The 22,767-nt window shown below is 65.0% G+C and carries 24 protein-coding genes; 17 read left to right on the top strand and 7 right to left on the bottom strand.

The window, feature by feature from the left end; translation table 11 throughout:
• Window positions 1–58 precede the first annotated feature (58 nt).
• From rpsM to ABIB95_RS16290, 6 genes are all read left to right on the top strand, one after another.
• Entirely contained in the window at window positions 59–427 is a 369-nt protein-coding gene (gene rpsM / locus ABIB95_RS16315) for a 30S ribosomal protein S13 (RefSeq protein WP_014494511.1), read from the top strand.
• A 123-nt stretch (window positions 428–550) separates the two neighbouring features.
• Complete coding sequence (rpsK, locus tag ABIB95_RS16310; RefSeq protein WP_007603045.1) at window positions 551–940, top strand: 30S ribosomal protein S11; 390 nt, start codon at window positions 551–553, stop codon at window positions 938–940.
• Between the two features lie 112 nt (window positions 941–1,052).
• A complete protein-coding gene (locus tag ABIB95_RS16305; protein WP_085405459.1) occupies window positions 1,053–2,084 on the top strand; it encodes a DNA-directed RNA polymerase subunit alpha in 1,032 nt (343 codons plus the stop codon).
• Between the two features lie 169 nt (window positions 2,085–2,253).
• Window positions 2,254–2,670 carry a 50S ribosomal protein L17 gene (rplQ, locus tag ABIB95_RS16300; RefSeq protein WP_014494513.1) on the top strand — a complete coding sequence of 139 codons (417 nt, stop codon included), beginning with the start codon at window positions 2,254–2,256 and terminating at the stop codon, window positions 2,668–2,670.
• Between the two features lie 121 nt (window positions 2,671–2,791).
• A complete protein-coding gene (locus tag ABIB95_RS16295; protein WP_354240580.1) occupies window positions 2,792–3,631 on the top strand; it encodes a c-type cytochrome in 840 nt (279 codons plus the stop codon).
• A 210-nt stretch (window positions 3,632–3,841) separates the two neighbouring features.
• On the top strand, window positions 3,842–4,630 hold the full coding sequence (locus tag ABIB95_RS16290; protein WP_248878451.1) for an SDR family NAD(P)-dependent oxidoreductase: 789 nt from the start codon (window positions 3,842–3,844) through the stop codon (window positions 4,628–4,630).
• A gap of 187 nt (window positions 4,631–4,817) precedes the next feature.
• Here the strand turns inward: ABIB95_RS16290 and ABIB95_RS16285 are convergent, their stop codons facing one another.
• The gene (locus ABIB95_RS16285; protein WP_354240578.1) at window positions 4,818–5,831 is read right to left on the bottom strand and encodes a zinc-binding alcohol dehydrogenase family protein; all 1,014 of its coding nucleotides are present in this window, start codon (window positions 5,829–5,831) and stop codon (window positions 4,818–4,820) included.
• Between the two features lie 133 nt (window positions 5,832–5,964).
• On the opposite strand from ABIB95_RS16285, the gene ABIB95_RS16280 reads away from it, so the two are divergent.
• On the top strand, window positions 5,965–6,348 hold the full coding sequence (locus tag ABIB95_RS16280; protein ID WP_028151187.1) for a winged helix-turn-helix transcriptional regulator: 384 nt from the start codon (window positions 5,965–5,967) through the stop codon (window positions 6,346–6,348).
• Between the two features lie 41 nt (window positions 6,349–6,389).
• Here ABIB95_RS16280 and ABIB95_RS16275 read toward each other — a convergent pair whose 3' ends face one another.
• Complete coding sequence (locus tag ABIB95_RS16275; RefSeq protein WP_354240576.1) at window positions 6,390–8,021, bottom strand: OprO/OprP family phosphate-selective porin; 1,632 nt, start codon at window positions 8,019–8,021, stop codon at window positions 6,390–6,392.
• 313 nt (window positions 8,022–8,334) lie between these two features.
• Between ABIB95_RS16275 and ABIB95_RS16270 the strand changes: the two genes are divergently transcribed.
• The 3 genes from ABIB95_RS16270 to ABIB95_RS16260 are packed head-to-tail and all read left to right on the top strand — an operon-like array spanning window position 8,335 to window position 12,345.
• The gene (locus tag ABIB95_RS16270; RefSeq protein ID WP_354240574.1) at window positions 8,335–9,741 is read left to right on the top strand and encodes a DegQ family serine endoprotease; all 1,407 of its coding nucleotides are present in this window, start codon (window positions 8,335–8,337) and stop codon (window positions 9,739–9,741) included.
• Complete coding sequence (locus ABIB95_RS16265; RefSeq protein WP_028151184.1) at window positions 9,738–11,075, top strand: replication-associated recombination protein A; 1,338 nt, start codon at window positions 9,738–9,740, stop codon at window positions 11,073–11,075. Before ABIB95_RS16270 ends, ABIB95_RS16265 begins: the two co-directional genes overlap by 4 nt.
• Window positions 11,076–11,127: 52 nt before the next feature.
• The gene (locus ABIB95_RS16260; protein WP_354240572.1) at window positions 11,128–12,345 is read left to right on the top strand and encodes an RluA family pseudouridine synthase; all 1,218 of its coding nucleotides are present in this window, start codon (window positions 11,128–11,130) and stop codon (window positions 12,343–12,345) included.
• Between the two features lie 137 nt (window positions 12,346–12,482).
• On the opposite strand, the gene ABIB95_RS16255 is transcribed toward ABIB95_RS16260, so the two are convergent.
• Complete coding sequence (locus ABIB95_RS16255; RefSeq protein ID WP_354240570.1) at window positions 12,483–12,929, bottom strand: hypothetical protein; 447 nt, start codon at window positions 12,927–12,929, stop codon at window positions 12,483–12,485.
• A 75-nt stretch (window positions 12,930–13,004) separates the two neighbouring features.
• Here ABIB95_RS16255 and ABIB95_RS16250 point away from each other — a divergent pair, with 75 nt between their 5' ends.
• The 5 genes from ABIB95_RS16250 (at window position 13,005) to ABIB95_RS16230 (ending at window position 17,375) form a co-directional block, all read left to right on the top strand.
• Window positions 13,005–13,799: an ATP12 family chaperone protein gene (locus ABIB95_RS16250; RefSeq protein WP_354240568.1), complete on the top strand. Its 795-nt coding sequence runs from the start codon at window positions 13,005–13,007 to the stop codon at window positions 13,797–13,799.
• A 57-nt stretch (window positions 13,800–13,856) separates the two neighbouring features.
• On the top strand, window positions 13,857–15,449 hold the full coding sequence (gene fliK, locus ABIB95_RS16245) for a flagellar hook-length control protein FliK (protein ID WP_354240566.1): 1,593 nt from the start codon (window positions 13,857–13,859) through the stop codon (window positions 15,447–15,449).
• Window positions 15,446–15,709 (top strand): EscU/YscU/HrcU family type III secretion system export apparatus switch protein, encoded by a 264-nt coding sequence (locus ABIB95_RS16240; RefSeq protein ID WP_028151179.1) that lies wholly within the window; start codon window positions 15,446–15,448, stop codon window positions 15,707–15,709. Before fliK ends, ABIB95_RS16240 begins: the two co-directional genes overlap by 4 nt.
• A 127-nt stretch (window positions 15,710–15,836) precedes the next feature.
• Complete coding sequence (locus ABIB95_RS16235) at window positions 15,837–16,655, top strand: penicillin-binding transpeptidase domain-containing protein (protein ID WP_502917836.1); 819 nt, start codon at window positions 15,837–15,839, stop codon at window positions 16,653–16,655.
• 63 nt (window positions 16,656–16,718) lie between these two features.
• A complete protein-coding gene (locus tag ABIB95_RS16230) occupies window positions 16,719–17,375 on the top strand; it encodes a carboxymuconolactone decarboxylase family protein (protein ID WP_354240564.1) in 657 nt (218 codons plus the stop codon).
• A 158-nt stretch (window positions 17,376–17,533) separates the two neighbouring features.
• Here ABIB95_RS16230 and ABIB95_RS16225 read toward each other — a convergent pair whose 3' ends face one another.
• The 3 genes from ABIB95_RS16225 to ABIB95_RS16215 all read right to left on the bottom strand — a co-directional run bounded on the left by ABIB95_RS16225 (window position 17,534) and on the right by ABIB95_RS16215 (window position 19,745).
• Window positions 17,534–18,526, bottom strand: a complete 993-nt coding sequence (locus ABIB95_RS16225; RefSeq protein ID WP_354240562.1) for a dienelactone hydrolase family protein — start codon at window positions 18,524–18,526, stop codon at window positions 17,534–17,536.
• 74 nt (window positions 18,527–18,600) lie between these two features.
• Window positions 18,601–19,197, bottom strand: a complete 597-nt coding sequence (locus ABIB95_RS16220; protein ID WP_354240560.1) for a hypothetical protein — start codon at window positions 19,195–19,197, stop codon at window positions 18,601–18,603.
• Window positions 19,198–19,340: 143 nt separating this feature from the next.
• Entirely contained in the window at window positions 19,341–19,745 is a 405-nt protein-coding gene (locus tag ABIB95_RS16215; RefSeq protein ID WP_354240558.1) for a DUF4260 domain-containing protein, read from the bottom strand.
• Window positions 19,746–19,894: 149 nt separating this feature from the next.
• Between ABIB95_RS16215 and ABIB95_RS16210 the strand changes: the two genes are divergently transcribed.
• The gene (locus ABIB95_RS16210) at window positions 19,895–21,427 is read left to right on the top strand and encodes an acyl-CoA carboxylase subunit beta (RefSeq protein WP_038943754.1); all 1,533 of its coding nucleotides are present in this window, start codon (window positions 19,895–19,897) and stop codon (window positions 21,425–21,427) included.
• A gap of 110 nt (window positions 21,428–21,537) precedes the next feature.
• Complete coding sequence (locus ABIB95_RS16205) at window positions 21,538–21,885, top strand: hypothetical protein (RefSeq protein ID WP_247301732.1); 348 nt, start codon at window positions 21,538–21,540, stop codon at window positions 21,883–21,885.
• 106 nt (window positions 21,886–21,991) lie between these two features.
• Here ABIB95_RS16205 and ABIB95_RS16200 read toward each other — a convergent pair whose 3' ends face one another.
• Window positions 21,992–22,648, bottom strand: a complete 657-nt coding sequence (locus ABIB95_RS16200; RefSeq protein ID WP_354240555.1) for a glutathione S-transferase family protein — start codon at window positions 22,646–22,648, stop codon at window positions 21,992–21,994.
• Window positions 22,649–22,767: the final 119 nt, after the last annotated feature.

The raw sequence follows: 22,767 nt of genomic DNA, 5'->3' as shown, positions 1-22,767 counted from the left end.
GAAACCAAGCACTTAAAGCCTGATTCCTGACGAGGGATCGGCAACAGGAGAGAAGGCCGTGGCCCGTATTGCCGGCGTGAACATTCCGACCAACAAGCGCGTGCTGATCGCGCTCCAGTACATCCATGGCATCGGCCAGAAGATCGCTGGTGAGATCCTGGAGAAGGTGAAGATCCCCGAGGATCGTCGCGTCAACCAGCTCAGCGATGCCGAAGTGCTCCAGATCCGCGAAGTGATCGACCGCGACTATCTCGTCGAGGGCGACCTGCGTCGTGAGGTCGGCATCAACATCAAGCGTCTGATGGACCTCGGCTGCTATCGCGGCCTGCGTCATCGTCGCGGCCTGCCGGTGCGCGGTCAGCGTACCCACACCAATGCGCGTACGCGCAAGGGTCCGGCCAAGGCCATCGCCGGCAAGAAGAAGTAAGTTTTCGAATCCAATCGCGGCGTGTGGCGAACAGGGGACATCCCGTTCGCCACGCGCCTTTTGTTCCACAGGTGTAGCCGCTGGCATTACGGCGGCGTTTGAGATCTTCAGGAAAGGTACTCTATGGGCAAGGAAGCCACCCGCGTTCGCCGTCGTGAGCGCAAGAACATCGCCTCCGGCGTCGCGCACGTGAACTCGTCGTTCAACAACACGACCATCACCATCACCGACGCGCAGGGCAACACGATTGCCTGGTCCTCCGCCGGCACGATGGGCTTCAAGGGTTCGCGCAAGTCGACGCCGTACGCCGCGCAGGTTGCCGCCGAGGACGTGTCGAAGAAGGCGCAGGAGCACGGCATGCGCACGCTCGAAGTCGAAGTCGCCGGTCCCGGTTCGGGTCGCGAGTCGGCGCTCCGTGCGCTTCAGGCCGCGGGCTTCACCGTCACCTCGATCCGCGACGTGACCACGATCCCGCACAACGGTTGCCGTCCCCGCAAGCGTCGGCGCGTTTGATACCAAGTTGCGGGCGCATTGGTCGCCCGCAATGACTTTTTGCAAAGCCGCGCGAATGATCCGCGGCCTTTCTCCAACGCCAGTGTCTGCACTAGCAGTTTGACTGGCCTGTATGGGTGAAACAGTGACGATCCAGAAAAATTGGCAAGAACTGATTCGGCCGAACAAGCTCCAGATCCAGCCCGGCAGCGATTCGAACCGTTTCGCGACCATCGTCGCCGAGCCGCTCGAGCGCGGCTTCGGCCAGACGCTCGGCAACGCGCTGCGCCGTATCCTGCTCTCCTCGCTCCAGGGCGCGGCGGTGCAGTCGGTGCACATCGACGGCGTGCTGCACGAGTTCTCCTCGATCGCGGGCGTCCGTGAAGACGTCACCGACATCGTGCTCAACATCAAGGACATCTCGATCAAGATGCAGGGCGAAGGCCCCAAGCGCATGGTCGTGAAGAAGCAGGGCCCGGGCGTCGTCACCGCCGGCGACATCCAGACCGTGGGCGACGTGGTCGTGCTCAACCCGGACCTCCAGATCTGCACGCTCGACGAGGGCGCCGAGATCCGCATGGAGTTCACGGTCGCCACCGGCAAGGGCTACGTGCCCGCCGAGCGCAACCGTCCCGAGGACGCGCCGATCGGACTGATCCCGGTCGACAGCCTGTACTCGCCGGTCCGCAAGGTCTCCTACAAGGTCGAGAACACCCGTGAGGGCCAGATCCTCGACTACGACAAGCTGACCATGACGATCGAGACCAACGGCGCGCTGACGCCGGATGACTCGGTGGCTTATGCCGCCCGCATCCTGCAGGATCAGCTCAACGTGTTCGTCAACTTCGAAGAGCCGCGCAAGGAAGTCGCCCAGGAGATCATCCCGGACCTCGCCTTCAACCCGGCCTTCCTCAAGAAGGTGGACGAGCTCGAGCTGTCGGTGCGTTCGGCCAACTGCTTGAAGAACGACAACATCGTCTACATCGGCGACCTCGTGCAGAAGAGCGAAGCGGAAATGCTCCGCACCCCGAACTTCGGCCGCAAGTCGCTGAACGAGATCAAGGAAGTGCTGGCCCAGATGGGTCTGCATCTCGGCATGGAAGTGCCGGGCTGGCCGCCGGAGAACATCGACGAGCTCGCCAAGCGCTTCGAGGATCACTACTGAGCGCAGCATGATCCCGGAAAAGTGCGAAGCGGTTTTCCGATAAGGATCATGCTCAAACAAGAAAGCGAAAGCGAAAGCGCAACGCGCTTTCGCGGGCGAACGCAGGCAGCCCACCTGAGCAACATGTCCGACGAACCGTCGCGGCAGTTTCAAACTAAGGAATAGTTACATGCGTCACGGCAAGGTTCATCGGAAGCTCAACCGCACTGCTGAGCATCGCCGCGCGATGTTCGCCAATATGTGCGCCGCGCTGATCAAGCACGAGCAGATCGTCACCACGCTGCCCAAGGCCAAGGAGCTCCGTCCGATCGTCGAGAAGCTCGTTACCCTCGGCAAGAAGGGCGGCCTGTCCATGCGTCGCCAGGCGATCTCCGAGATGCGCGACAAGGATCAGGTCAAGAAGCTGTTCGACGTGCTGGCGCCCCGCTACAAGGACCGTCAGGGCGGCTACACCCGCATCATCAAGGCCGGCTTCCGCTACGGCGACAACGCCGCGATGGCCGTGATCGAGTTCGTCGACCGCGACGTCGATGCCAAGGGCCAGGACTCCGGTCCGGTGCAGGAGAAGGAAGCCGAGGCGGCGTAAGCCGGCCGGTACCTCAAGTTTTCAGAAAGCGGCGCCCCTGGGCGCCGCTTTTTTGTATGGCGCGGCGATATCTCATGCCGCGCATCGTCTGGTGAACGCGATTCCGGCCGGGGGGCTGTCGATGAGGATTGTGCTTGGGATCGCGCTGGCGCTGTTGATGTCGCCGGCCTCTGGCGAGACGCTGGTCGAACGCGGTGCCTATCTCGTCAACAGCGTGATGGTCTGCCACAACTGCCACACGCCGCGCGGACCGCAAGGGCTCGATCTTTCGCGCGCGCTCGCGGGCGGCAGCCAGGTCTTCGATGAGCCCGCCTTCAAGGTCACCGGCTCCAACATCACGCCAGACAAGGACACCGGCATCGGCAACTGGAGCGATGCCGAGCTGAAGCGGTTTCTGGTCAGCGGTAACAGGCCGAACGGGACCAAGGTCGCGCCGATCATGCCGACCGCGTTCTACACGGTGCTCACGGCCCGGGATCTCGATGCGCTTACCGCTTACCTGCGCTCAGTCCCCGCAGTGCGCCACGAAACCCCTGCGCCGGAATACAGGATCGCGCTGAAACTGGAAGCGCCGACCTATGCCGGCAAGCGGGCGACCGAGGCCGATCTCTCCGACAAGCTCGCGCGCGGCCGCTATCTCCTGACCATCGCCCATTGCCTGGAATGCCACACGCCGGAGGGCCCGTCCGCCGTGCATGATTTCGCGGGTGCGAGCGGCAAGGGTGGCCGCACGTTCAAGGGGCCGTGGGGCGAATCCATCTCCCCCAATATCACCGCGGATCCCGCGGCCGGCCTGGGCGGCTGGAGCGACGACGAAATCAAACGTGCGATTACGCAAGGCATCGCGCGCGACGGCCACAAGCTCAAGCCGCCGATGGCCTATGCTGCCTACGCCAGCATGACGGCCCAGGATCTCGATGCCATCGTCGCGTTTCTCAGGACGCTACCGCCGCGGCAATAGTGCCGTTGGGTGGGCAAGGGTGCGCTCTTCGCGCGCCGTGCCCACCATTTCGCTTTCAACTCGTGGCGAAAAGGTGGGCACGCTTCCGCCTTCGTTCTTCGAGCTGCGGCGGACAAATCGCTTTGTCCCACCCTACGATTTCGCAGTTGTGGCGATTGAAGCGGCGTGCGCTGGACACGATATCCGCTTCAGCAACAATGGAGATGATTCATGAAGATCGACCTTTCCGGAAAGACCGCCCTCGTGACCGGCTCCACCGCCGGCATCGGCCACGCCATCGCAAAAGGTCTCGCCGCGTCCGGCGCGAGCGTGGTCATCAACGGTCGCGGCCAGGACAAGGTCGATGCCGCCGTGCGCAAGCTGGAAGGGGCGGGCCTTAAGGTCCGCGGCATCGCCGCCGACGTCTCGACCGCTTCGGGCTGCAAGGCGCTTGTGGCGGCGCTGCCGGAGGTCGACATCCTCATCAACAACGCCGGCATCTTCGAGCCAAAAGACTTCTTCGAGATCCCTGACGAGGACTGGAGCCGCTTCTTCGAGGTCAACGTCATGAGCGGCGTGCGGCTGTCGCGCGCCTATATGAAGGGCATGCTCAAGCGCAACTGGGGCCGCATCGTCTTCATCTCATCGGAGTCCGGGCTCAACATTCCCGTCGAGATGATCCACTACGGCATGAGCAAGACAGCCCAGCTCTCGGTCGCCCGCGGTCTCGCGCAGCTCACCCGCGGCACCGGCGTCACCGTCAATTCCGTGCTACCGGGTCCGACCATGTCGGAGGGCGTCGAGACCTTCGTGAAGGATCTCGCCAAGCAGAATGGCCAGTCGGTCGATGAGGCCGCGGCCAATTTCGTCAAGCAGCACCGCCCGAGCTCGCTGATCCAGCGCTTCGCCAGCGTCGACGAAATCGCCAACATGGTGGTCTATGTCGCGTCGAAGGAAGCGTCCGCGACCAACGGTGCGGCGCTGCGCGCGGAAGGTGGTATCGTTAACACGATCGCCTGAGACTGCGCGAAGGCGTGGCACCGCAAGCGTGGCACCGTAGGGTGGGCAAAGCGACTTGTCCGCCATAGCTCGAAGAGCGAAGGCGGAAGCGTGCCCACCACTTTTGTCACACCCGTTGCGAGATGGTGGGCACGGCGCGAGCGCGCCTTTGCCCACCCTACGCAGCTACGCCCCAACGTTGTGACTGCTACCACCCCTCGAGCACGATCTTGCCGCGCGACTTGCCGCTTTCGAGCAGCGCATGCGCGCGCTTGAGGTTGGCCGCGTTGATCGTGCCAAAAGTCTGGTCGAGCGTGGTGCGCAGCACGCCCTTGTCGATGAGGTCGGAGACGTCGTTGAGCAGATGATGCTGCGCGATCATGTCGGGCGTCCCAAACGAGGAGCGCGTGAACATCGATTCCCAATGTACCGAGATCGCCTTGCCCTTGAATGTGCTCATGGCGAACTCCGAGGGATCGTCGATCAGGCCGAACTTGCCCTGCGGCGCCATGAACTCGGCAATCGCCTTGTAGTGCTGGTCGGTGAAGGTGAGGCTCGCCACCAACGCGACCGGCGGGAGCTTCAGCTTCTCGATCTGCTCCTTCATCGGCTTGCCATGGTCGATCGCCGCATGCGCGCCGAGATCGAGGCACCATTTTTGCGATTCCGGCCGCGTCGCGGTCGCGAGCACCGTGAGGCCCGTGAGGCGGCGCGCAAGCTGGATCAGGATCGAGCCAACGCCGCCGGCGCCACCCGTGATCAGCAGCGTGCGCGGATCGACGCTCTTGCCCGGCACCGCGCCGAGCCGGTCGAACAGCAGTTCCCAGGCGGTGATGGAGGTGAGGGGAAGGGCTGCGGCCTGCGCGAACGACAGGCTCTTCGGCTTGTTGCCGACGATGCGCTCGTCGACCAGGTGGAATTCGGAATTGGTGCCCTGGCGCAGGATCGAGCCGGCGTAAAACACCTCGTCGCCCGGCTTGAACAGCGTGACGTCGGAACCCACGGCATCGACAACGCCGGCTGCGTCATAGCCCAGGATCTTCGTCTCGCCCTCGGGCGGGGTGGCACGCTTGCGTACCTTGTAATCGACCGGGTTGGCCGAGATTGCCTTCACGGCGACGCGGATATCGCGCCCCTTGGGCTCGGGCTTTGCGGTCTCGAAATCGATCAGCGCGTCCTGATCCTCGATCGGAAGCGATTTTTTGTAGCCGACGGCCTTCATGGCTTGTCTCCATCAAATGGCGCGTAGCTTGTGATGTGCGCCTGGCCCGCTAACTGTCCCGCTAGCCCCGATTTGGCAAGTACTGTAAATTCGGGGATATAGTCCCTGTTTGGATACTATTGGGAAAACACGCATGAAGCGGCGAGATTTTACCCGGCGTCCCGGCTGCTCGGTCGAGGCGACGCTGGACCTGATCGACGGCAAGTGGAAGGGCGTGATCCTCTACCACCTCCAGGACGGCACCCAGCGCTTCGGCGAACTGCGCCGCCGGATGCCCGGCATCACCCAGCGCATGCTGACAAAGCAGCTTCGCGCGCTGGAGGAGGACAAGCTCGTCATCCGCAAGGTCTACGCCGAGGTGCCGCCGCGCGTGGAGTATTGCCTCTCCGAGCTTGGCGAGAGCCTGCGGCCGGTGATCGACATCCTGAAGGCCTGGGGCGAGAGCCATCAGCAACGGCTGTCCTGCGCGCCGCCGCCCGAAGCGGAGCCGGTCAAGAAGCCGAAGCGCGCAGCGTAACTCTCCGGGAGCGGACTGTGCCGCTCCCGGAAGAGATAGCATCAGAACGCAAACTGCGTGCGCAACGCGACCGCATCGAACTTCGAGCCGACATCGGCTGTCGAGACCGGCGAGGCCTGCTTCGATACCGTGCCATGCAGGTAGTCGAGCATGAAGCGCACATTGCCGTTGACGTACCAGTTGAGCGCCAGCGTGTAGACGGTTTGCCGCCCGCCGGCGATGCCGGCGGCGGTCGCCAACTGATCGTTCAGATCTATGGTCGAGTAGCGACCGGCGATCTCCCAGGCACCCCAGCCGCCGCCGTTGATCGAGAACGGATTGTTCGGCTTGACGCCGCCATAGGCCGCGTTGCTCGGATTGTACTTGCGCGATTCACCGGTCAGGACATAGGCCGCCTGTGCGTAGCCGCCCTGGAATTTGAGGCTCGACGTACCGATGGGCGCCACCGCGGTGTTCGCACCGCGATCGATGTTGAACCAGTAGTATTCGCCCTGGACCCAGAGCGGTCCATAGGTGGCCGCGGCTTCCACGCCATAGACCTGCGCGCCCGACACATTTGCAATCGCACCGGTCGAGATCAGCGTCGTGGGATCGATGCGCAGCTCGGGACGATCGCTGAGCGTGAGCGTTTGCGTGTTCGCGAGCAGATTGCGCGGCGGCTGGATCAGCCATTCCGCGTCGGCGCCGAGATGCACGGAGTAGTCGTTGCCGCTCACGACCTGACCCGCAACGCGGGCGGTCGCGCCGTATTGCTCGCTGGTCCCGGGAGGTGACACGCTCGAGGCCGAGTGAATGGCACCCGAGGTCGGGCCGGTCACGTAAGCGCCGGCCCAGAACACGTCATTGTACCAGCGGGCACCGGCGGCGGAACGGAAGTCGCCGGCGGCGATATTTTGCGCGATGATGCCGACCGAGGCGCGTTCCATGAAGGCAATGTCGTTGGAACTCGTGGATTCATCCAGGGTCCAGGCAAGGTCCATGATGCCGGCTTCGATTGCCATCTTGCCGCCGAACGGCTTCAGCCCCGTGTAGCTCACCCAAGCATTCTCGATGCCGGAGGTGCCTCCGCCCGGCAGGAAGCCGACAGGGGTCGCGCCGGCGGCGCCCGTGCCGCCAAATCCGTCGGACGAGCCTCCGAAATCGTAGATCAGCGCGAAATTCCAGTCTTCGAGGAATTTGCCGACGACACCGATGCGCGCGCGACGCACGTTTTCGCCGCTGTCCAGCTTTTGCGGCACAGTTGCCGCCGTGTTGGGACGATAGTCATAGCCGCCCATATCGTAGTGCACGCGACCGGTGATCGCGACGCAGTTCGCCCCGTCGGCGGTGCAGATGGTCGGCCGGTTGTTCGGCATCGTCACGACGGCGCCGGACGCGGGCGCCGGTCCCTTGAGCGGGATCGCCGCGCTGGCATTGGCCACGACCGCCTTCGCCTCCGAGCGCGCTTCGGCCTTGGCCTCTGCCTTTGCTTCGACTTTGGCCTTCGCCGTGGCCGCCGTGTTGGCGGCGGTCTGGCTCTGGAGCTTGTCGAGCTTCTGCTCCAGCATCTTCAATTGCTGCTTCAGCAGTGCGATCTCCTGATCGCTGCTGCTTGCCGTTTGGGCCTGGGCCTGCGAGGCCGCCAGCGCACCGGCGAGACCAATCGCGGTGGCTGCAAGTCTTGTCCTGCTCACATCATGACTCCATCGTTTGACGAACTTCCCCAAGTCGCAACGGGAGAGCCTAGGTATGAACGATGACTGCCCCGCGACGCTGCGCCCGGTTGCGCGGTTCCCACTGATGCCAATTCGCCGCAACCGAATCCGCTCGACACCACAATGGTGGATGACGCGCATCATGCCAATCCACCGCCCAGGTAAATTGTCATTTCGCATGCGGGACTTGCAAGGCGGACACACCGGAAAGGCGGCTGAATAATGCCCCCTGGCGCCCTTCTATTGGCGGGCGAACGCGCCTATATTCCGGCGTCTTTTCCGAGAGGTAGGAATGTTTCGATCGACCCGGACCGCCGTCATCACGGCATTGTGCATAGCGTTTTCAGCCCACCTCAATCCGGCCGCCGCGCAGGACCGTCGTGTCCCGTCCTCGCCCGCCGAGCTGCGGCTGTCCTATGCGCCGATCGTGCAGCGGGTGCAGCCGGCCGTCGTCAACGTCTACGCCGCCAAGGTGGTGCAGAACCGCAATCCGCTGCTGGACGACCCGATCTTCCGCCGCTTCTTCGGCGTACCGGGCCAGCAGCCCGAGCAGATGCAGCGCTCGCTCGGCTCCGGTGTCATCGTCGATGCCTCCGGCCTCGTCGTCACCAACGTCCACGTCATCGAGGGCGCGGACCAGGTGAAAGTATCGCTGTCGGACAAGCGGGAGTTCGAGGCCGAGATCCTGCTGAAGGATCCGCGCACCGATCTCGCCGTGCTGCGCCTGAAGGACACCAAGGAGAAGTTTCCGACCCTCGACTTCACCAATTCCGACGAACTGCTGGTTGGCGACGTCGTGCTCGCGATCGGCAATCCCTTCGGCGTCGGCCAGACCGTGACCCACGGCATCATCTCGGCGCTCGCGCGCACCCAGGTCGGCATCACTGACTACCAGTTCTTCATCCAGACCGATGCGGCCATCAATCCCGGCAATTCCGGCGGCGCGCTGGTCGATATGAGCGGAAAGCTCGCCGGCATCAATACCGCGATCTATTCGCGGTCCGGCGGCTCGCAAGGCATCGGCTTTGCGATTCCCGCCAACATGGTGCGCGTCGTCGTCGCCTCCGCCAAGAGCGGCGGCAAGGCGGTGAAGCGGCCGTGGCTCGGCGCGAAATTGCAGGCGGTGACGCCCGAGATCGCCGAGAGCCTCGGTCTGCGTTCGCCGACCGGCGCGCTGGTCGCAAGCGTGGTCTCGACCGGCCCCGCGGCCAAGGCCGGCCTGAAATCCTCCGATCTCATCACCGGGATCGACGGCCAGACGGTGGATGATCCCAACGCCTTCGACTACCGCTTCGCCACGCGTCCGCTCGGCGGCACGGCGCAGATCGACGTGCAGCGCGGCGGTAAGCCACTCAAGGTCACGATCTCGCTCGAGACCGCACCCGACTCCGGCCGCAACGAACTCGTCGTCACCGCGCGCTCGCCGTTCCAGGGCGCGAAGGTCTCGTCCATCACGCCGGCGGTTGCCGACGAGCTGCATCTGGACGCCGACACCGAAGGCGTCGTGATCACCGATCTCGGCGGCGACAGCGCGGCTGCGAGTGTCGGCTTCCAGAAGGGCGACATCATCCTCGCCGTCAACAACCAGAAGATCGGCAGGACCGCCGACCTCGAAAAGGCGGCGGGCGAACGGCCGCGGATCTGGCGCATCACGCTGGTGCGCGGTGGCCAGCAGATCAACGTCACGCTGGGCGGATGAGCCCGAAGCGACCACAGGAGACGCCAACTCTCTTTGCCGCGGCGGGGCTCGACCACGAGGCTCCGCATCCGCTGCCGGACCGGCTGCGCCCGCGCGCGCTGTCGGAGGTCGTAGGCCAGGACCATATCCTCGGTCCCGATGGTGCGCTGACGCGCATGCTGGAGACGCGCACGCTCGGATCGCTGGTGTTCTGGGGCCCGCCCGGCACCGGCAAGACCACGGTGGCGCGGCTGCTGGCCGATGCGACCGATCTGCATTTCGAGCAGATCTCCGCGGTGTTCTCCGGCGTCGCCGATCTGAAGAAGGCGTTTGACGCCGCACGCGCCCGCCGCGAGATGGGCAAGGGCACGCTGCTGTTCGTCGACGAGGTGCATCGCTTCAATCGCGCCCAGCAGGATTCGTTTCTGCCGGTGATGGAGGACGGCACCGTCGTGATGGTCGGTGCCACCACCGAAAACCCGTCCTTCGAGCTCAACGCGGCGTTGCTCTCGCGTGCGCGCGTGCTGGTGTTTCGCTCGCTCGATGCCGCCGCGATCGAAAAACTGTTCGCGCATGCCGAGGAGGTCGAGGGCCGCAAGCTGCCGCTCGATGACGAGGCGCGCGCCGTGCTGGTGCGCATGGCCGACGGCGACGGCCGGGCATCGCTGACGCTTGTCGAGGAGGTCTGGCGTTCGGCGCGGGCGGACGAGATTTTCAACGCGGCGCAGTTGCAGGAGATCCTGCAGCGCCGCGCGCCGATCTACGACAAGTCGGCCGACGGTCACTACAACCTGATCTCGGCGCTGCATAAGTCGGTGCGGGGCTCCGACCCCGACGCCGCGCTGTATTACCTCGCGCGCATGCTCGATGCCGGCGAGGACCCGCTGTTCCTGGCCCGCCGCGTCGTACGCATGGCGGTCGAGGACATCGGCCTTGCCGATCCGCAGGCGCTCGTCATTGCCAACGCGGCCAAGGACGCCTTCGACTTCCTCGGCCATCCCGAGGGCGAGCTCGCGATCGCGCAAGCTGTCGTCTATCTCGCCACCGCGCCGAAATCGAATGCCGTCTACACGGCTTTCAAGGCCGCGATGCAGGTCGCAAAACAGGCCGGCTCGCTGCTACCGCCAAAGCACATCCTCAATTCCCCGACCAAGCTGATGAAGTCCGAAGGCTACGGCGCGGCCTACGAATACGACCACGACGCTCCCGACGCCTTCTCCGGCCAGGACTACTTTCCGGAAGCCCTGGGCCGCCAGACCTTCTACGACCCGCCCGAGCGCGGTTTTGAGCGCGAGATCCGCAAGCGGCTGGATTACTGGGCCAAGCTGCGGAAGGAGCGGGGCGGCTCGCGCTAGAAGCGGCCATTTCGCCGTGACGGGAGCCGGCTTTTAGGGTACGCAGGCAACCATGAGCCGCCGCATCAAAAGAATGAACCCAAAGCCCCGCTCGCGTGACGAGCGCGACGATTCGCGTCCGTTCAAGGCGCGTACCGCGAAGAAGGCGGGGCCACGGCCGGGTGGCAAGCCGGGTGCGAAGCCGCCGCGCTTTGCGGCGGAGCGTGCCGAGCGGCGCACGCCCAAAGCCGCTGCGCCCGAAGCGCCTGCGCCGGCAAAGCCCGTCGAGGCGCTGCTGCCGACGAAGGTGCAGACCGTCAAGGTGACGGCTGATGAAAACAACATGCGCGTCGATCGTTTCCTGGAAGCGCGCTTTCCCGGCCTGTCGTTCTCCCACATCCAGCGCGTCGTCCGCAAAGGCGAGCTGCGCGTGGACGGCAAGCGTGTCGACAGCAAGGATCGGCTGGAGGAGGGCCAGAGCGTCCGCATCCCGCCGTTGAAGCTCGACACGCCAAAGGCCGTCGGCGAGCTGTCCGAAGGTGCCCAAAAGACGCTTCAGGCGCTCAAAGAGATGACGATCTACGAGGACGACGACGTCCTCGTCCTGAACAAGCCTCTCGGCCTCGCCGTACAGGGTGGCTCGGGCATGACACGGCACATCGACCAGATGCTGGAGGTGATGCGCGATTCCAAGGGTCAGAAGCCGCGCCTCGTGCACCGCATCGACCGGGAGACCTCGGGTTGTCTCCTGATCGCCAAGACGCGATTTGCCGCCTCGCATCTGACCGGCGCCTTTCGCTCGCGGTCCGCGCGAAAGACCTATTGGGCGCTGGTGCCGGGTCTGCCGAAGCCGAAGCAGGGCCGCATCTCGACCTTCCTCGCGAAGGAAGAGAGCGAGGACGACACCATCATGCGCATCGCCCAGCATGGCGACGAAGGTGCCAGCCACGCGGTGACGTATTATGCGGTGGTAGAGACCGCCGGCAACAAGCTGACCTGGGTGTCGCTCAAGCCCGTGACCGGCCGCACCCATCAGCTGCGCGCCCACATGGAGCATATCGGCCACCCCATCGTCGGCGATCCCAAATATTTCAACATCGAGAACTGGCAGTTGCCGGGCGGCCTGCAGAACCGGCTGCATCTGCTCGCGCGCCGCATCGTGATTCCGCATCCCCGCGGCGGCGTGATCGACGCCACCGCGCCATTGCCGCCGCACATGCTGCAGTCCTGGAATCTGCTCGGGCTCGATGCGAGCCGGTTTGATCCGATCGAGAACGCGCCGGAAGAGTAGGGATTGGGGCCTCGCTACCAGCCCCGTCATTGCGAGGAGCGAAGCGACGAAGCAATCCAGAATGCTTCTGCGGATACAGTCTGGATTGCTTCGCTGCGCTCGTAATGACGGTGTTGAGGCAGTGGCGACTGGCCCCCTCACTTCCGAAACTGCTCCAGAAACATCCGCAGACTATCATGCGGGCTCTCGACATCCGTGATCAGCCAGCCTTCGGGGCCGTTGACCAGGACGAAGTTCAGCGTGACCATCCGCCCGCGATTGTCGAAATTCGCCGCGACATAGGTCTTGTCGTATTGCCTGCGAACGACCGCGATCGCGACCGGGCCGAGCTTCCAGCTCGGGCTCTGCACCAGGAAGTCGTAGGGCTCGACCCTCGGCGCGCTCCAGGCCTTGCGCAGGCTGGGGTCGAAGAATTGCCGGGCGGAGGCGGCATCGCGCGGCAGGCCTTTTGACAGTTCCGGCGCGCCATCGCCGTAATGCGCGTAGACATTGCGGACCAGCGATTCCGGGGTGCGGAAACCGGCGTCCGCCGCGGCCAGCCAGAGCCCGGCGAGCAGGGCCACAATGCCCGCAAGTTCCCTCATGCCTTGCCGCTCGCTTTATCAGCCGCCGGTCTTGGCTTACAAGCCTAGCATTCAGAGACCAAAGGCCGAAACGAGATGCGCGAATTGTTCGATGAGGTTGCGGGGCGATCCCCGCTCGATCCGCAGGAGGCGGTGCGCCAGGCCGCGCGTACGCCGCGGCGCAAGCGCTTCTACAAGGAGGCGGGCCTGGCCGAGGCCGAGGGCGGTTTCGCCATCACGCTGGACGGCAGGCCGATCCGGACGCCATCGGCCCGCCAGGTGGTGATCCCGTCGCGCGCGCTGGCCGATGCCGTGGCCGCGGAATGGGCGGCCCAGGGCGAGACGATTAATCCCGTGACCATGCCGCTGACGCGGATCGCCAACAGCGTCGTCGAGGGTGTCATCGATCGCGTCGAGCTCGTCAGCGAGGACCTTGCGAAATACTTCGAGACCGACCTGCTGTTCTATCGCGCCGGCCACCCCGAAGGGCTGGTCGCCCGCGAGGCCGCGCATTGGGACCCCGTGCTGTTCTGGGCCGCGGAGACGCTGGGCGCGCATTTCATCCTGTCCGAGGGCATCATGCATGTGAAGCAGCCGGACGAGGCCGTTCAGGCCGCCCGCGCCGCGCTCCCCGGTGATCCCTGGTCGATCGCGACGCTCCACGTGGTGACGACCCTGACCGGTTCGGCGCTGCTGGCGCTGGCGCTCGCCCATGGCGTGCGCGATGCCGGCCAGGTCTGGGCCGCCGCCCATGTCGACGAGGACTGGAACGCCGAGAAATGGGGCGTGGACGAGGAGGCGGCTGCCCGCCGCGCCGCTCGCCTGAAGGATTTTGAGGCCGCCGTGGCGGTTCTGGCGGCCGTGAAGCCGCGAGCGGACAAAGGTCCTTAACGAGAGGTTTACGAGGGCGGCCTTAGGGTGGGGCCAGCGTTCCCTGGGCCCCCTGAAATGCCAACGCCGATAAGCTCGATCGTTCCCGTCAGTGCCGCTAGCCCCGTGGCTGATGCGGCGACGCCCGATCTTGTGCTCCAGGCCGGCAGCGTCGTGGACGCAAGGGTCGTCAGCGTGATGGCCGACAATCTGGTGCGGATCGCAATCGCCAATCTGTCGATGGATGTGATGTCCGAGGTGTCGCTGACACCGGGGCAAAATCTCCAGCTCGCAGTGTCGCAGAACGACGGCACCATCAGGCTCGCCATCATGAACGGGGCAGGCGAGGCGACGGCCGACCAGATCACGCTGACGCCGCGGGCGGCGTCGCTCCTGGACAGCCCGCCGCTCGCGCCATCTGCGACCACCGCACGCAACACGCTGACGTCGTTGGAGCAGGTCGCCGTCACCGTGGCTTCGGCCGAGGCGGTCACAAAACAGGGCAGCCAGGCGCCGTTGTTCGCCAATCTCGCCTCCATCGTCACCGGCAGCGATCTGCCGGCGGGACTGAAGCAGGCGGTGCTGGACGTGCTGGCGCAGCAGACGCCGCTCAACACCGCCCTCGATGGCGGCGATATCGAATCCGCCTTCCAGAAGTCCGGTCTGTTTCTCGAGGCCTCGCTCGCCGCAGGTACAACGCCGTCCTCCGGCGCGATGCCGGACCTGAAGGCCGCGCTGCTGGTGCTGCGCCAGACATTGGCCGCGCTCGAGACCGCCGCGCCACAGGCGCAAGGCGCCGCGATCGCTACGGCGGGGAAACCGCAGGTCGCCGCCGTGCCGGCTCAGGCTGCATCGCCGTCAACCGAGCCCGATATGGCCCAACAGCCGCAGATGCCGCGCAGCGCCAATCTCGCAGCCGCTGTGCTCGCCGATATCGCCGGCGGCGCTCCGCAGGCCGCGATGCCGCGAACCATGTCCGCCGGCCTTGCCGCGGCCCTCCTTCAGGAGGTCACGCAAAACCTGCCCCGCATGACCGGCAATGTGCCCGGCTCCAACAAGGCCGTGCCCGACGGCCATCTCTTCGAGGCCGCCGCACGCGCGACACCGCCGCCGTTCCGCGGCGCGCTGCCGGCGCCGCAGGCGATCGCCTCGCCATCGCTCGCGCCGGATACGCCGCTCTCCACAACGGTGCACCGCCTGCTCGACGACACCGATGCCGCGATCGCACGGCAGACCTTGTTGCAGGTCGCCTCGCTCCCCGATCGCGCCGACGCCAGCGGTCACCGCATCGACCCGGCCGTGCCGCAATGGAATTTCGAGATTCCCTTTGCGACGCCGCAGGGCACCGCGATGGCGCAGTTCGAGATCTCGCGCGATGGCGGCAATGAGTCCTCTGATCCCGCCAAGCGCGCTTGGCGCGCGCGCTTCACGCTCAATGTCGAGCCGGCCGGCCCCGTGCATGCCCTGATCACGCTCAACGGCGACAAGACTTTTGTGCGGATGTGGGCGGAGCGGCCCGCGACCGCGCAGCAGCTTCGCGCCGGCATCGGCGAGCTCAACCAGGCCCTGACGCGCGCCGAGCTCAAGCCCGGCGACATCCTGGTGCGCGACGGCGCGCCGCCGCAGCCGGCGCCGGCCCGCGCCGGCCACTTCCTGGATCGCGCCACATGAGCGATCCATCCAAGCTCGCCATTGCGCTGCATTACGAGAAGGGCAGCAACGCGCCCGTCGTTGTCGCCAAGGGCAAGGGCACGATCGGCGAAAAGATCGTCGAGATCGCCAAAGCCAACGACATCCCGATCGAAGAGAACGAGATCTTGGCCGGCGCGCTGTCCAAGGTCGAGCTCGGCGAGGAGATCCCGCCCGATCTCTACAAGGCCGTCGCCGAAGTGCTGGTGTTCGTGCTGCGGCTGTCGGGCCGGGGGCGATAGAGCATGATCCGGAAAAGTGTGCAGCGGTTTTCCGACAAGATCATGCTCAAGAAATGACCTGTCATCGTTTCACCACGATAGCGGCTGCATGGTCGCGGCCATCTTCATTGCTCAACGGATACTGCTCGTGCTGACCCGCCGTTCCACCCTCGGCTTTCTTGCCGCAGCTGCCACCGTGCCCTCGCGTGCGTTCGCCCATGTCGCGCCGCCGCGCAACGAGATTCGCGACAGCCTCGCAAAGCGCTTCACCGATCTTGGCACGGCAGGCACCTTCGTTGGCTACAAGGTCGAGGACTATCTGATCGTCGCGAGCGACAAGGACCGTTCGGGCGAAGCGAAGCTGCCGGCCTCGACCTTCAAGATCCCGAACTCGCTGATTGCGCTCGAGACCGGCGTGGTCACCGATCCCGACAAGGACGTGTTCCCCTGGGACGGCGTGAAGCGGCCGATCGAGGCCTGGAACAAGGACCACACGATGCGCAGCGCTATCGCGGTCAGCGCCGTGCCGGTTTATCAGGAGATCGCGCGCCGGATCGGGCAAGAGCGGATGCAAAAGTATGTCGACATGTTCGACTACGGCAATCGCGATATCGGCGGCGGCATCGACCAGTTCTGGCTCACCGGCAATTTGCGCATCGACCCGGTCGAGCAGATCGATTTCGTTGACCGGCTGCGCCGCCGCGCGCAGCCGATCAGCAAGCGCAGCCAGGATCTCGTCGCCGACATCCTGCCGGTGATCAAGGTCGGCGACAGCGTCATCCGCGCCAAATCCGGCTTGCTCGGCGCCGAGCGCGGCGAGCCGTCGCTTGGCTGGATGGTCGGCTGGGCCGAGAAGGGCGAGGCGCACACCGTGTTCGCGCTCAACATGGACTGCAAGGAGCCGCGTCTCGTCGGCGAGCGCATGCCGTTGACGCAAGCCTGCCTTGCCGAGATCGGCGCGATCTAGCTGGCGCGTACGAACCTGCTAGCATCCTTCCGACCAAACAAAAGAAAAGGTCGGGAGGATAAAATGAACTCAACGCCACTCTGGCTGTCGTCGCTCACGTTGGCCGCCGCCGGCGGCTGGCTCGCAGCCACGATGTTTGCCGTACCCGCCACCAGCAAGGAGCCGCGCTTTCCGCAGCTCACCATGGACCAGCTCGACGCCAAGCAGAAGCCGCTCGGCGAGCAGATCATGAAGGTGTCGAGCGTCGGCATCGGCGGGCCCTACAATCCGATGATCCGCAGCCCGGTGCTCGGCCAGCGACTGTTCGACCTGTTCTACTATCTGCGCTGGGAGACCTCGGTCCCGACCAAGCTGAATGAGTTCGCGATCCTGATCATCGGGCGGCAGTGGCGCTCGCAGGTGGAATGGTTCGCGCACGCGCCGCTGGCGGCCAAGGCGGGCCTGTCGGCGGATATCATCGCGGAGCTGAAGGCCAACAAGCGGCCGTCGAAAATGGCCGAGGACGAGGCCGTGGTCTACGACTTCGTCACCGAGATCACCACGACCAAGAAAGTTTCCGACGAGACCTACACGCGGGCGAAGAAGGTGTTCAACGATCAGCAGATCGTCGATGTCACCGCGGTTGCCGGCAATTACGTGATGGTCGCGATGCTGCTGGCGATGGCCGAAGAGACGGTGCCGCCGGACAAGCAGGAGCCGTTCAAGCCGGGCGAGCCCTGAGGCGAGCAGCCTTCGTTGCGGCCATCCTTCGAGACGCCCGCCTCTGGCGGGCTCCTCAGGATGAGGTCTTGCTTTGTGGCGAGATATCAGACCCTCATGGTGAGGAGCGCCGCTTGCGGCGCGTCTCGAACCATGAAGGCCGAGCAGCCTCCCAGCGCCTAGCCCAGCTTGAACAGCGCCTGCAAGAATTCCTCCACGGCCTTGCGCGACTCCGCGGCCGTCGTGGGATTGCCGCCGACATGCGGGTTGAGCTCGACGCAGGAATCCTTGTAGGTGAAGGGCGCGTTGGTGTCGCCGTTCATCAGAACGCCGCCGTCGCCTTCCTTGATATGGCAATTGCGCACGGTCTGCGCATTGGCCGACACCGCAACGGTGCTGACGCCGAGCAGGCCGCTGTCGAAGCCGTGCGCGCTGTCGGGGTATTCGGTCATCACCACATCACGCCCGGCCGCCTTGAGCCGTCCAACGAACGCCTTGCAGCTCGTTACGGGATTATAGTCGTCGGGCGTGCCGTGGAAGATCCGGATCGGGCGTGCGGCGACGTCACTGTCGCTTTGATACGTCGTCGAGCAATCCGGATAGAACGGGATGTAAGCCGCGAACTGCACGCCGGACTTGTTCCAGAGCTTGTTGAAGCGCTCGAGGCTCGCATAGAGCGTCGCCTGTCCGCCGCGCGAAAAGCCCATCAGCACGATGCGGTCAGGATCGACGCGGGGATGCTTCGCAAGAATCTCCAGTGAGCGGTAGATGTCGACGATCAGGTTGAGCCGGCCGAGCAGGGCCTGGTTCGGCCCCACCACCGTCAGCCCGCGGCCCGTAAAACCGTCGATCACGAAGGTCGAGATGCCCATGGCGTTGAAAGCGCGCACCCAGGCCTCGGTCGTGGCGCCGACGCCGCTCGAGCCGTGCATCAGCACCACGACGGGAAGTTTGCCGTTGCCCTGGGCGACGCGGAATTCGCCGGCGACCGTCACCGGCTTGCCGGCCGCCGCATCGCCGCTGAGGAATTGCTGGTCGGAGAGGGTGAGCGAGGGGATCGGGTAGATCTCGGCGCGGGTGGCGACTTCCTTCGGCAGGGATTGCGCGTTGGCGCTACCGGCGAACAGTGTTGAAATGCAGAGCGCCATAGCGACGCGGAATGCGGTCGGCATCGTGATCATCCCCCTATGATTTTCATGGAGTAGAACAACCGGTCTGCGCGCTGTCAATTTGATGCGCGACGACCTCAGGCCTTATCGGCTGCCTTCTGCGCCGTCAGCGCCTGGTCGATCGCAAAGCCGCCGATCTCGCTCATCGTCTCCGAAATCACGTCGCCCTTGCGGGCAAAGCCGGCGGAGAGGACATCGAACTGGGTGCGTGCCAGACGCAGCACCTCGAGCGGCACCGAGACCGCGGTGTCGTTGAAGCTGTCGACGGAGGCGCGCAAGCCGTCGAGCTCGGTGGTGAGCTTGCCGATATGGCTTTCCGCATCCTGCATCAGGCCGAGCAGCTTGCCGCGCTCGGCGTCGAACGCAGCGCGCTCGGCCGCCGCGGCCGCCGTTACCTCGGCGAGCTGAGTCCCCAGCGTCGCGATCTGGCTGACCATGGCTTCGGAGGCGAGCGCGGTCGCCTCGCGCAGGTCTACAAGGCGCTTGGTCTCTTCCTGCTGCTCGTGAAACAGCCGTTCGGCCGACATCGCCCGTTGCTTGAGCGATTCGATCAGCGCGGCCGCGCGCAGCAGCATCTCGCCGTTGCGCCCCGACACCATGCTGGCCATCCGCCGCAGGAAGTCGGTGGTTTCGGACGGGCTGTTCGGCGGCAGAGGGACGACCGTGGCGGACATGGGCAATGCTTGCAGCCAGACGTGGTGACCGCCGCCGTACCGACTGAGCTCACGCAACATTCGGCGCCTGATCGTGAAGGGAGCAAGCCTGAATCGGCCGGCCCGGTCAACCGGTGGGGGCCGACAAAACGACGGCAATCCCCTCAGGCGTCTTTCTGGCGGCCGATCCGCCCGAGATGGGTGAAGCCGAACCCGGCCGAATATTTCAGCCCATAGCCGAGCGCCCGATCGATGCCGATATGGGCGAGCCAGATCAAGGCGACGGACAGCGTGAGCGGCGAGGCGAAGCCGAAGCCCAGCGTCAGCAGCGTCACCGGCGCCATGTAGCTGTGGGCGGCATTGTAGACCAGCGCCCCGAATCTGGCGTCGGCCAGGTACGCCAGAAAGCTCAGATCGGGGACGAAGAAGAGCAGGGCGAACACCAGCCACGAGCCGCCCCAGGAGGCGTAGAGCATCACCATCCCCGTGAACAGGGTCAGGCCTTCCAGCCGCAGCAGGATCTTGACGCCGCCGGTCGCCGCGCCCGTCTCGGCCGTTACCTCATCCATTGTCGTCTCCCAGGCAAAACTCTGTAATTCCTTGCGCTTTCCCGCTGCGGCAAGGCAGCCCTGCGGCGCCGAAAGCGGCTTCCCGGCCCGCAAAATGCCGTGTTAGAACCCCCGGCAATCGCATTTAGGCTAAGAACTGGCGGGAGCAAATGAAGAATATCCTGGACGCCCTTGAAGATCGTCGCGCCGGCGCAAAGCTCGGCGGCGGGGAGAAGCGCATCGAGGCGCAGCACGCCCGCGGCAAGCTGACCGCGCGCGAGCGCATCGAGCTCCTGCTCGACAAGGGATCGTTCGAGGAGTTCGACATGTTCGTCGAGCACCGCTCCACCGAGTTCGGCATGGAGAAGAACAAGATCCCCGGCGACGGCGTCGTCACCGGCTGGGGCACCGTCAACGGCCGCAAGACGTTTGTGTTCGCCAAGGACTTTACGGTGTTCGGCGGGTCGCTCTCGGAAACGCACGCGCTGAAAATTACAAAACTCCAGGACATGGCGATGAAGGCGCGGGCGCCCATCATCGGCCTCTATGACGCGGGCGGCGCCCGCATCCAGGAGGGCGTCGCGGCGCTCGCCGGCTATTCCTATGTGTTCCGCCGCAACGTGCTCGCCTCGGGCGTGATCCCGCAGATCTCCGTCATCATGGGCCCCTGCGCCGGCGGCGACGTCTATTCGCCTGCCATGACCGACTTCATCTTCATGGTGAAGAACACCAGCTACATGTTCGTCACCGGCCCCGACGTGGTGAAGACCGTCACCAACGAGGTCGTCACGGCGGAAGAGCTCGGCGGCGCCTCGGTGCACGCCACGCGCTCCTCAATCGCGGACGGCGCCTTCGAGAACGACGTCGAGACGCTCTTGCAGATGCGTCGCCTGATCGACTTCCTGCCGTCCAACAACACCGACGGCGTGCCGGAATGGCCGAGCTTTGACGACATCGGCCGGGTCGACATGTCCTTGGACACGCTGATCCCCGACAATCCGAACAAGCCCTACGACATGAAGGAGCTGATCCTGAAGGTCGTGGACGAGGGCGATTTCTTCGAGATCGCGGATGCCTTCGCCAAGAACATCGTCACGGGCTTTGGCCGCATTGCGGGCCGCACCGTCGGCTTCGTCGCCAACCAGCCGATGGTGCTGGCCGGCGTGCTCGACTCCGACGCTTCGCGCAAGGCGGCGCGCTTCGTCCGTTTTTGCGATGCCTTCAACATCCCGATCGTCACCTTCGTCGACGTGCCGGGCTTCCTGCCGGGCACCGCGCAGGAATATGGCGGCCTGATCAAGCACGGCGCAAAACTGCTGTTCGCCTATTCGCAGTGCACCGTGCCGCTGGTCACCATTATCACCCGCAAGGCCTATGGCGGCGCCTTCGACGTCATGGCCTCCAAGGAGATCGGCGCCGACATGAACTACGCCTGGCCGACCGCCCAGATCGCGGTGATGGGCGCCAAGGGCGCGGTCGAGATCATCTTCCGCGCTGACATCGGCGACCCCGACAAGATCGCCGCGCGCACCAAGGAATACGAAGACCGCTTCCTGTCCCCCTTCATCGCCGCCGAGCGCGGCTACATCGACGACGTCATCATGCCGCACTCGACCCGCAAGCGGATCGCCCGGGCGCTGGCGATGCTGAAGGACAAGAAGGTGGAAACGCCGGCGAAGAAGCACGACAATTTGCCGTTGTGAGGCCTCGTAGCCCGGATGGACCGTAGCGAAATCCGGGTCTTGCCTTAGTCCCGCATGTCGCTGCGCTCATGCGGACGACTGGTTTCTTCTGATTTGGCATCTCGATCCAAATGACCGAAGACGATCTGACCGACGAGATTTCCGACATCGAAGATCGGATCGAGGCGCTGGCCGAGATCGCCGAGCGGTGCCGGAAGTACATCCTGGCGTCCAAGATCGCCATTGGCGGTGGTGCGGCGCTGCTCTTGGTCACGATCCTCGGCTTGTTCGGGACAGGTCTGACCGCGGCGCTCGGATCGATCGCCCTGGTGCTGGGCGGGATCGTGTCGCTCGGTTCGAACATCAGCACGTTGCAGCAAACCGAGAGCGCCATCGGTGCTGCGGAGGCGCTTCGCGCGCAACTGATCGGCAGGATCGATCTTCGCGTGGTTGAGGACACGCCGCTGAAGTTGGTGTGAGGCGAAATTCGTAGGGTGGGTTAGGCCCCGCGACTGCGCCCAGCGCAGTTCGCTGGGCGTAAGCCACCATCTTTGTTGAAACATGCGTTGGCGGATTACGCTTGCGCTAATCCGCCCTACGTTTGACATCCGCCGCAGCGAAATGCGCCATCTGGTCGGCGTGGGCCTTGGCGAAGGCCGGGCGAGCGGTGGCGCGTGCGACGTAGTTGCGACAGGCCGGATGTGTTGCCAGGCCGTCGAATTTATCGACGACGCGCAGCACGTCCGACATCAGGATGTCGGCGACGGAGAAGGAGCCCGCCAGCCATTCGCGCACCGCAAGCACCGTCTCCATGTGCTTGAGCCGGAGTTTTAGGAAGTCGTCGACGAACTTCACGGCAGGTGAGCCATCATCACTGCCGGTGAACTTGAACATCGTCCAGGGCAGGGCCGGCATCTCCACCGAATTGAGCGCCGCGAACACCCATTCGACCGTGTCGCTGCGGCCGCGCGGATCGGTGGGCATCAATGCTGGGCTGAGCTCACCCAGATGCAGCAGGATCGCGCCGCTCTCGAAGATCGAGAGGTCACCATCGGTCAGCCACGGCACCTGGCCGAACGGCTGGTGCGCGAAATGCGCGGCGTCCCTCGGGCCGAACGGCACGCTCGCGACGCGATAGGGCAGTGCGGCCTCTTCGAGCGCCCAGCGTACGCGCAGGTCGCGCACGAAACCGCGCGGCATCTCGGGAACCCAGTCGAAGGTGGTGAGGGTGAGGTTGGCCATGCGGCGTCTCCGTGCTGTCTGGGCATAGGACGGATGAAGGACGGGCGTTCCGACAGGGGAAGACGTTTTTTCTCTGCAGGCAGCGACCGTAGGGTGGGCAAAGGCGCACTTGCGCCGTG

This window comes from Bradyrhizobium sp. LA2.1 (assembly GCF_040547725.1).
GTDB lineage: Bacteria > Pseudomonadota > Alphaproteobacteria > Rhizobiales > Xanthobacteraceae > Bradyrhizobium > Bradyrhizobium barranii.
The sequence above is the reverse complement of the archived record's forward strand: the minus strand, read 5'-3'. Positions and strand labels throughout refer to the sequence as shown.

Coding starts and splice junctions, on each gene's coding strand:
- ABIB95_RS16265 (WP_028151184.1), top strand. CDS start 9,738: ATGAGCCCGAAGCGACCACAGGAGACGCCAACTCTCTTTGCCGCGGCG.
- ABIB95_RS16240 (WP_028151179.1), top strand. CDS start 15,446: ATGAGCGATCCATCCAAGCTCGCCATTGCGCTGCATTACGAGAAGGGC.
- rplQ (WP_014494513.1), top strand. CDS start 2,254: ATGCGTCACGGCAAGGTTCATCGGAAGCTCAACCGCACTGCTGAGCAT.
- ABIB95_RS16295 (WP_354240580.1), top strand. CDS start 2,792: ATGAGGATTGTGCTTGGGATCGCGCTGGCGCTGTTGATGTCGCCGGCC.
- ABIB95_RS16230 (WP_354240564.1), top strand. CDS start 16,719: ATGAACTCAACGCCACTCTGGCTGTCGTCGCTCACGTTGGCCGCCGCC.
- ABIB95_RS16200 (WP_354240555.1), bottom strand. CDS start 22,648: ATGGCCAACCTCACCCTCACCACCTTCGACTGGGTTCCCGAGATGCCG.
- ABIB95_RS16205 (WP_247301732.1), top strand. CDS start 21,538: ATGACCGAAGACGATCTGACCGACGAGATTTCCGACATCGAAGATCGG.
- ABIB95_RS16305 (WP_085405459.1), top strand. CDS start 1,053: ATGGGTGAAACAGTGACGATCCAGAAAAATTGGCAAGAACTGATTCGG.
- ABIB95_RS16210 (WP_038943754.1), top strand. CDS start 19,895: ATGAAGAATATCCTGGACGCCCTTGAAGATCGTCGCGCCGGCGCAAAG.
- ABIB95_RS16260 (WP_354240572.1), top strand. CDS start 11,128: ATGAGCCGCCGCATCAAAAGAATGAACCCAAAGCCCCGCTCGCGTGAC.
- ABIB95_RS16215 (WP_354240558.1), bottom strand. CDS start 19,745: ATGGATGAGGTAACGGCCGAGACGGGCGCGGCGACCGGCGGCGTCAAG.
- fliK (WP_354240566.1), top strand. CDS start 13,857: ATGCCAACGCCGATAAGCTCGATCGTTCCCGTCAGTGCCGCTAGCCCC.
- ABIB95_RS16285 (WP_354240578.1), bottom strand. CDS start 5,831: ATGAAGGCCGTCGGCTACAAAAAATCGCTTCCGATCGAGGATCAGGAC.
- ABIB95_RS16220 (WP_354240560.1), bottom strand. CDS start 19,197: ATGTCCGCCACGGTCGTCCCTCTGCCGCCGAACAGCCCGTCCGAAACC.
- ABIB95_RS16250 (WP_354240568.1), top strand. CDS start 13,005: ATGCGCGAATTGTTCGATGAGGTTGCGGGGCGATCCCCGCTCGATCCG.
- rpsK (WP_007603045.1), top strand. CDS start 551: ATGGGCAAGGAAGCCACCCGCGTTCGCCGTCGTGAGCGCAAGAACATC.
- ABIB95_RS16290 (WP_248878451.1), top strand. CDS start 3,842: ATGAAGATCGACCTTTCCGGAAAGACCGCCCTCGTGACCGGCTCCACC.
- ABIB95_RS16280 (WP_028151187.1), top strand. CDS start 5,965: ATGAAGCGGCGAGATTTTACCCGGCGTCCCGGCTGCTCGGTCGAGGCG.
- ABIB95_RS16255 (WP_354240570.1), bottom strand. CDS start 12,929: ATGAGGGAACTTGCGGGCATTGTGGCCCTGCTCGCCGGGCTCTGGCTG.
- ABIB95_RS16225 (WP_354240562.1), bottom strand. CDS start 18,526: ATGCCGACCGCATTCCGCGTCGCTATGGCGCTCTGCATTTCAACACTG.
- ABIB95_RS16270 (WP_354240574.1), top strand. CDS start 8,335: ATGTTTCGATCGACCCGGACCGCCGTCATCACGGCATTGTGCATAGCG.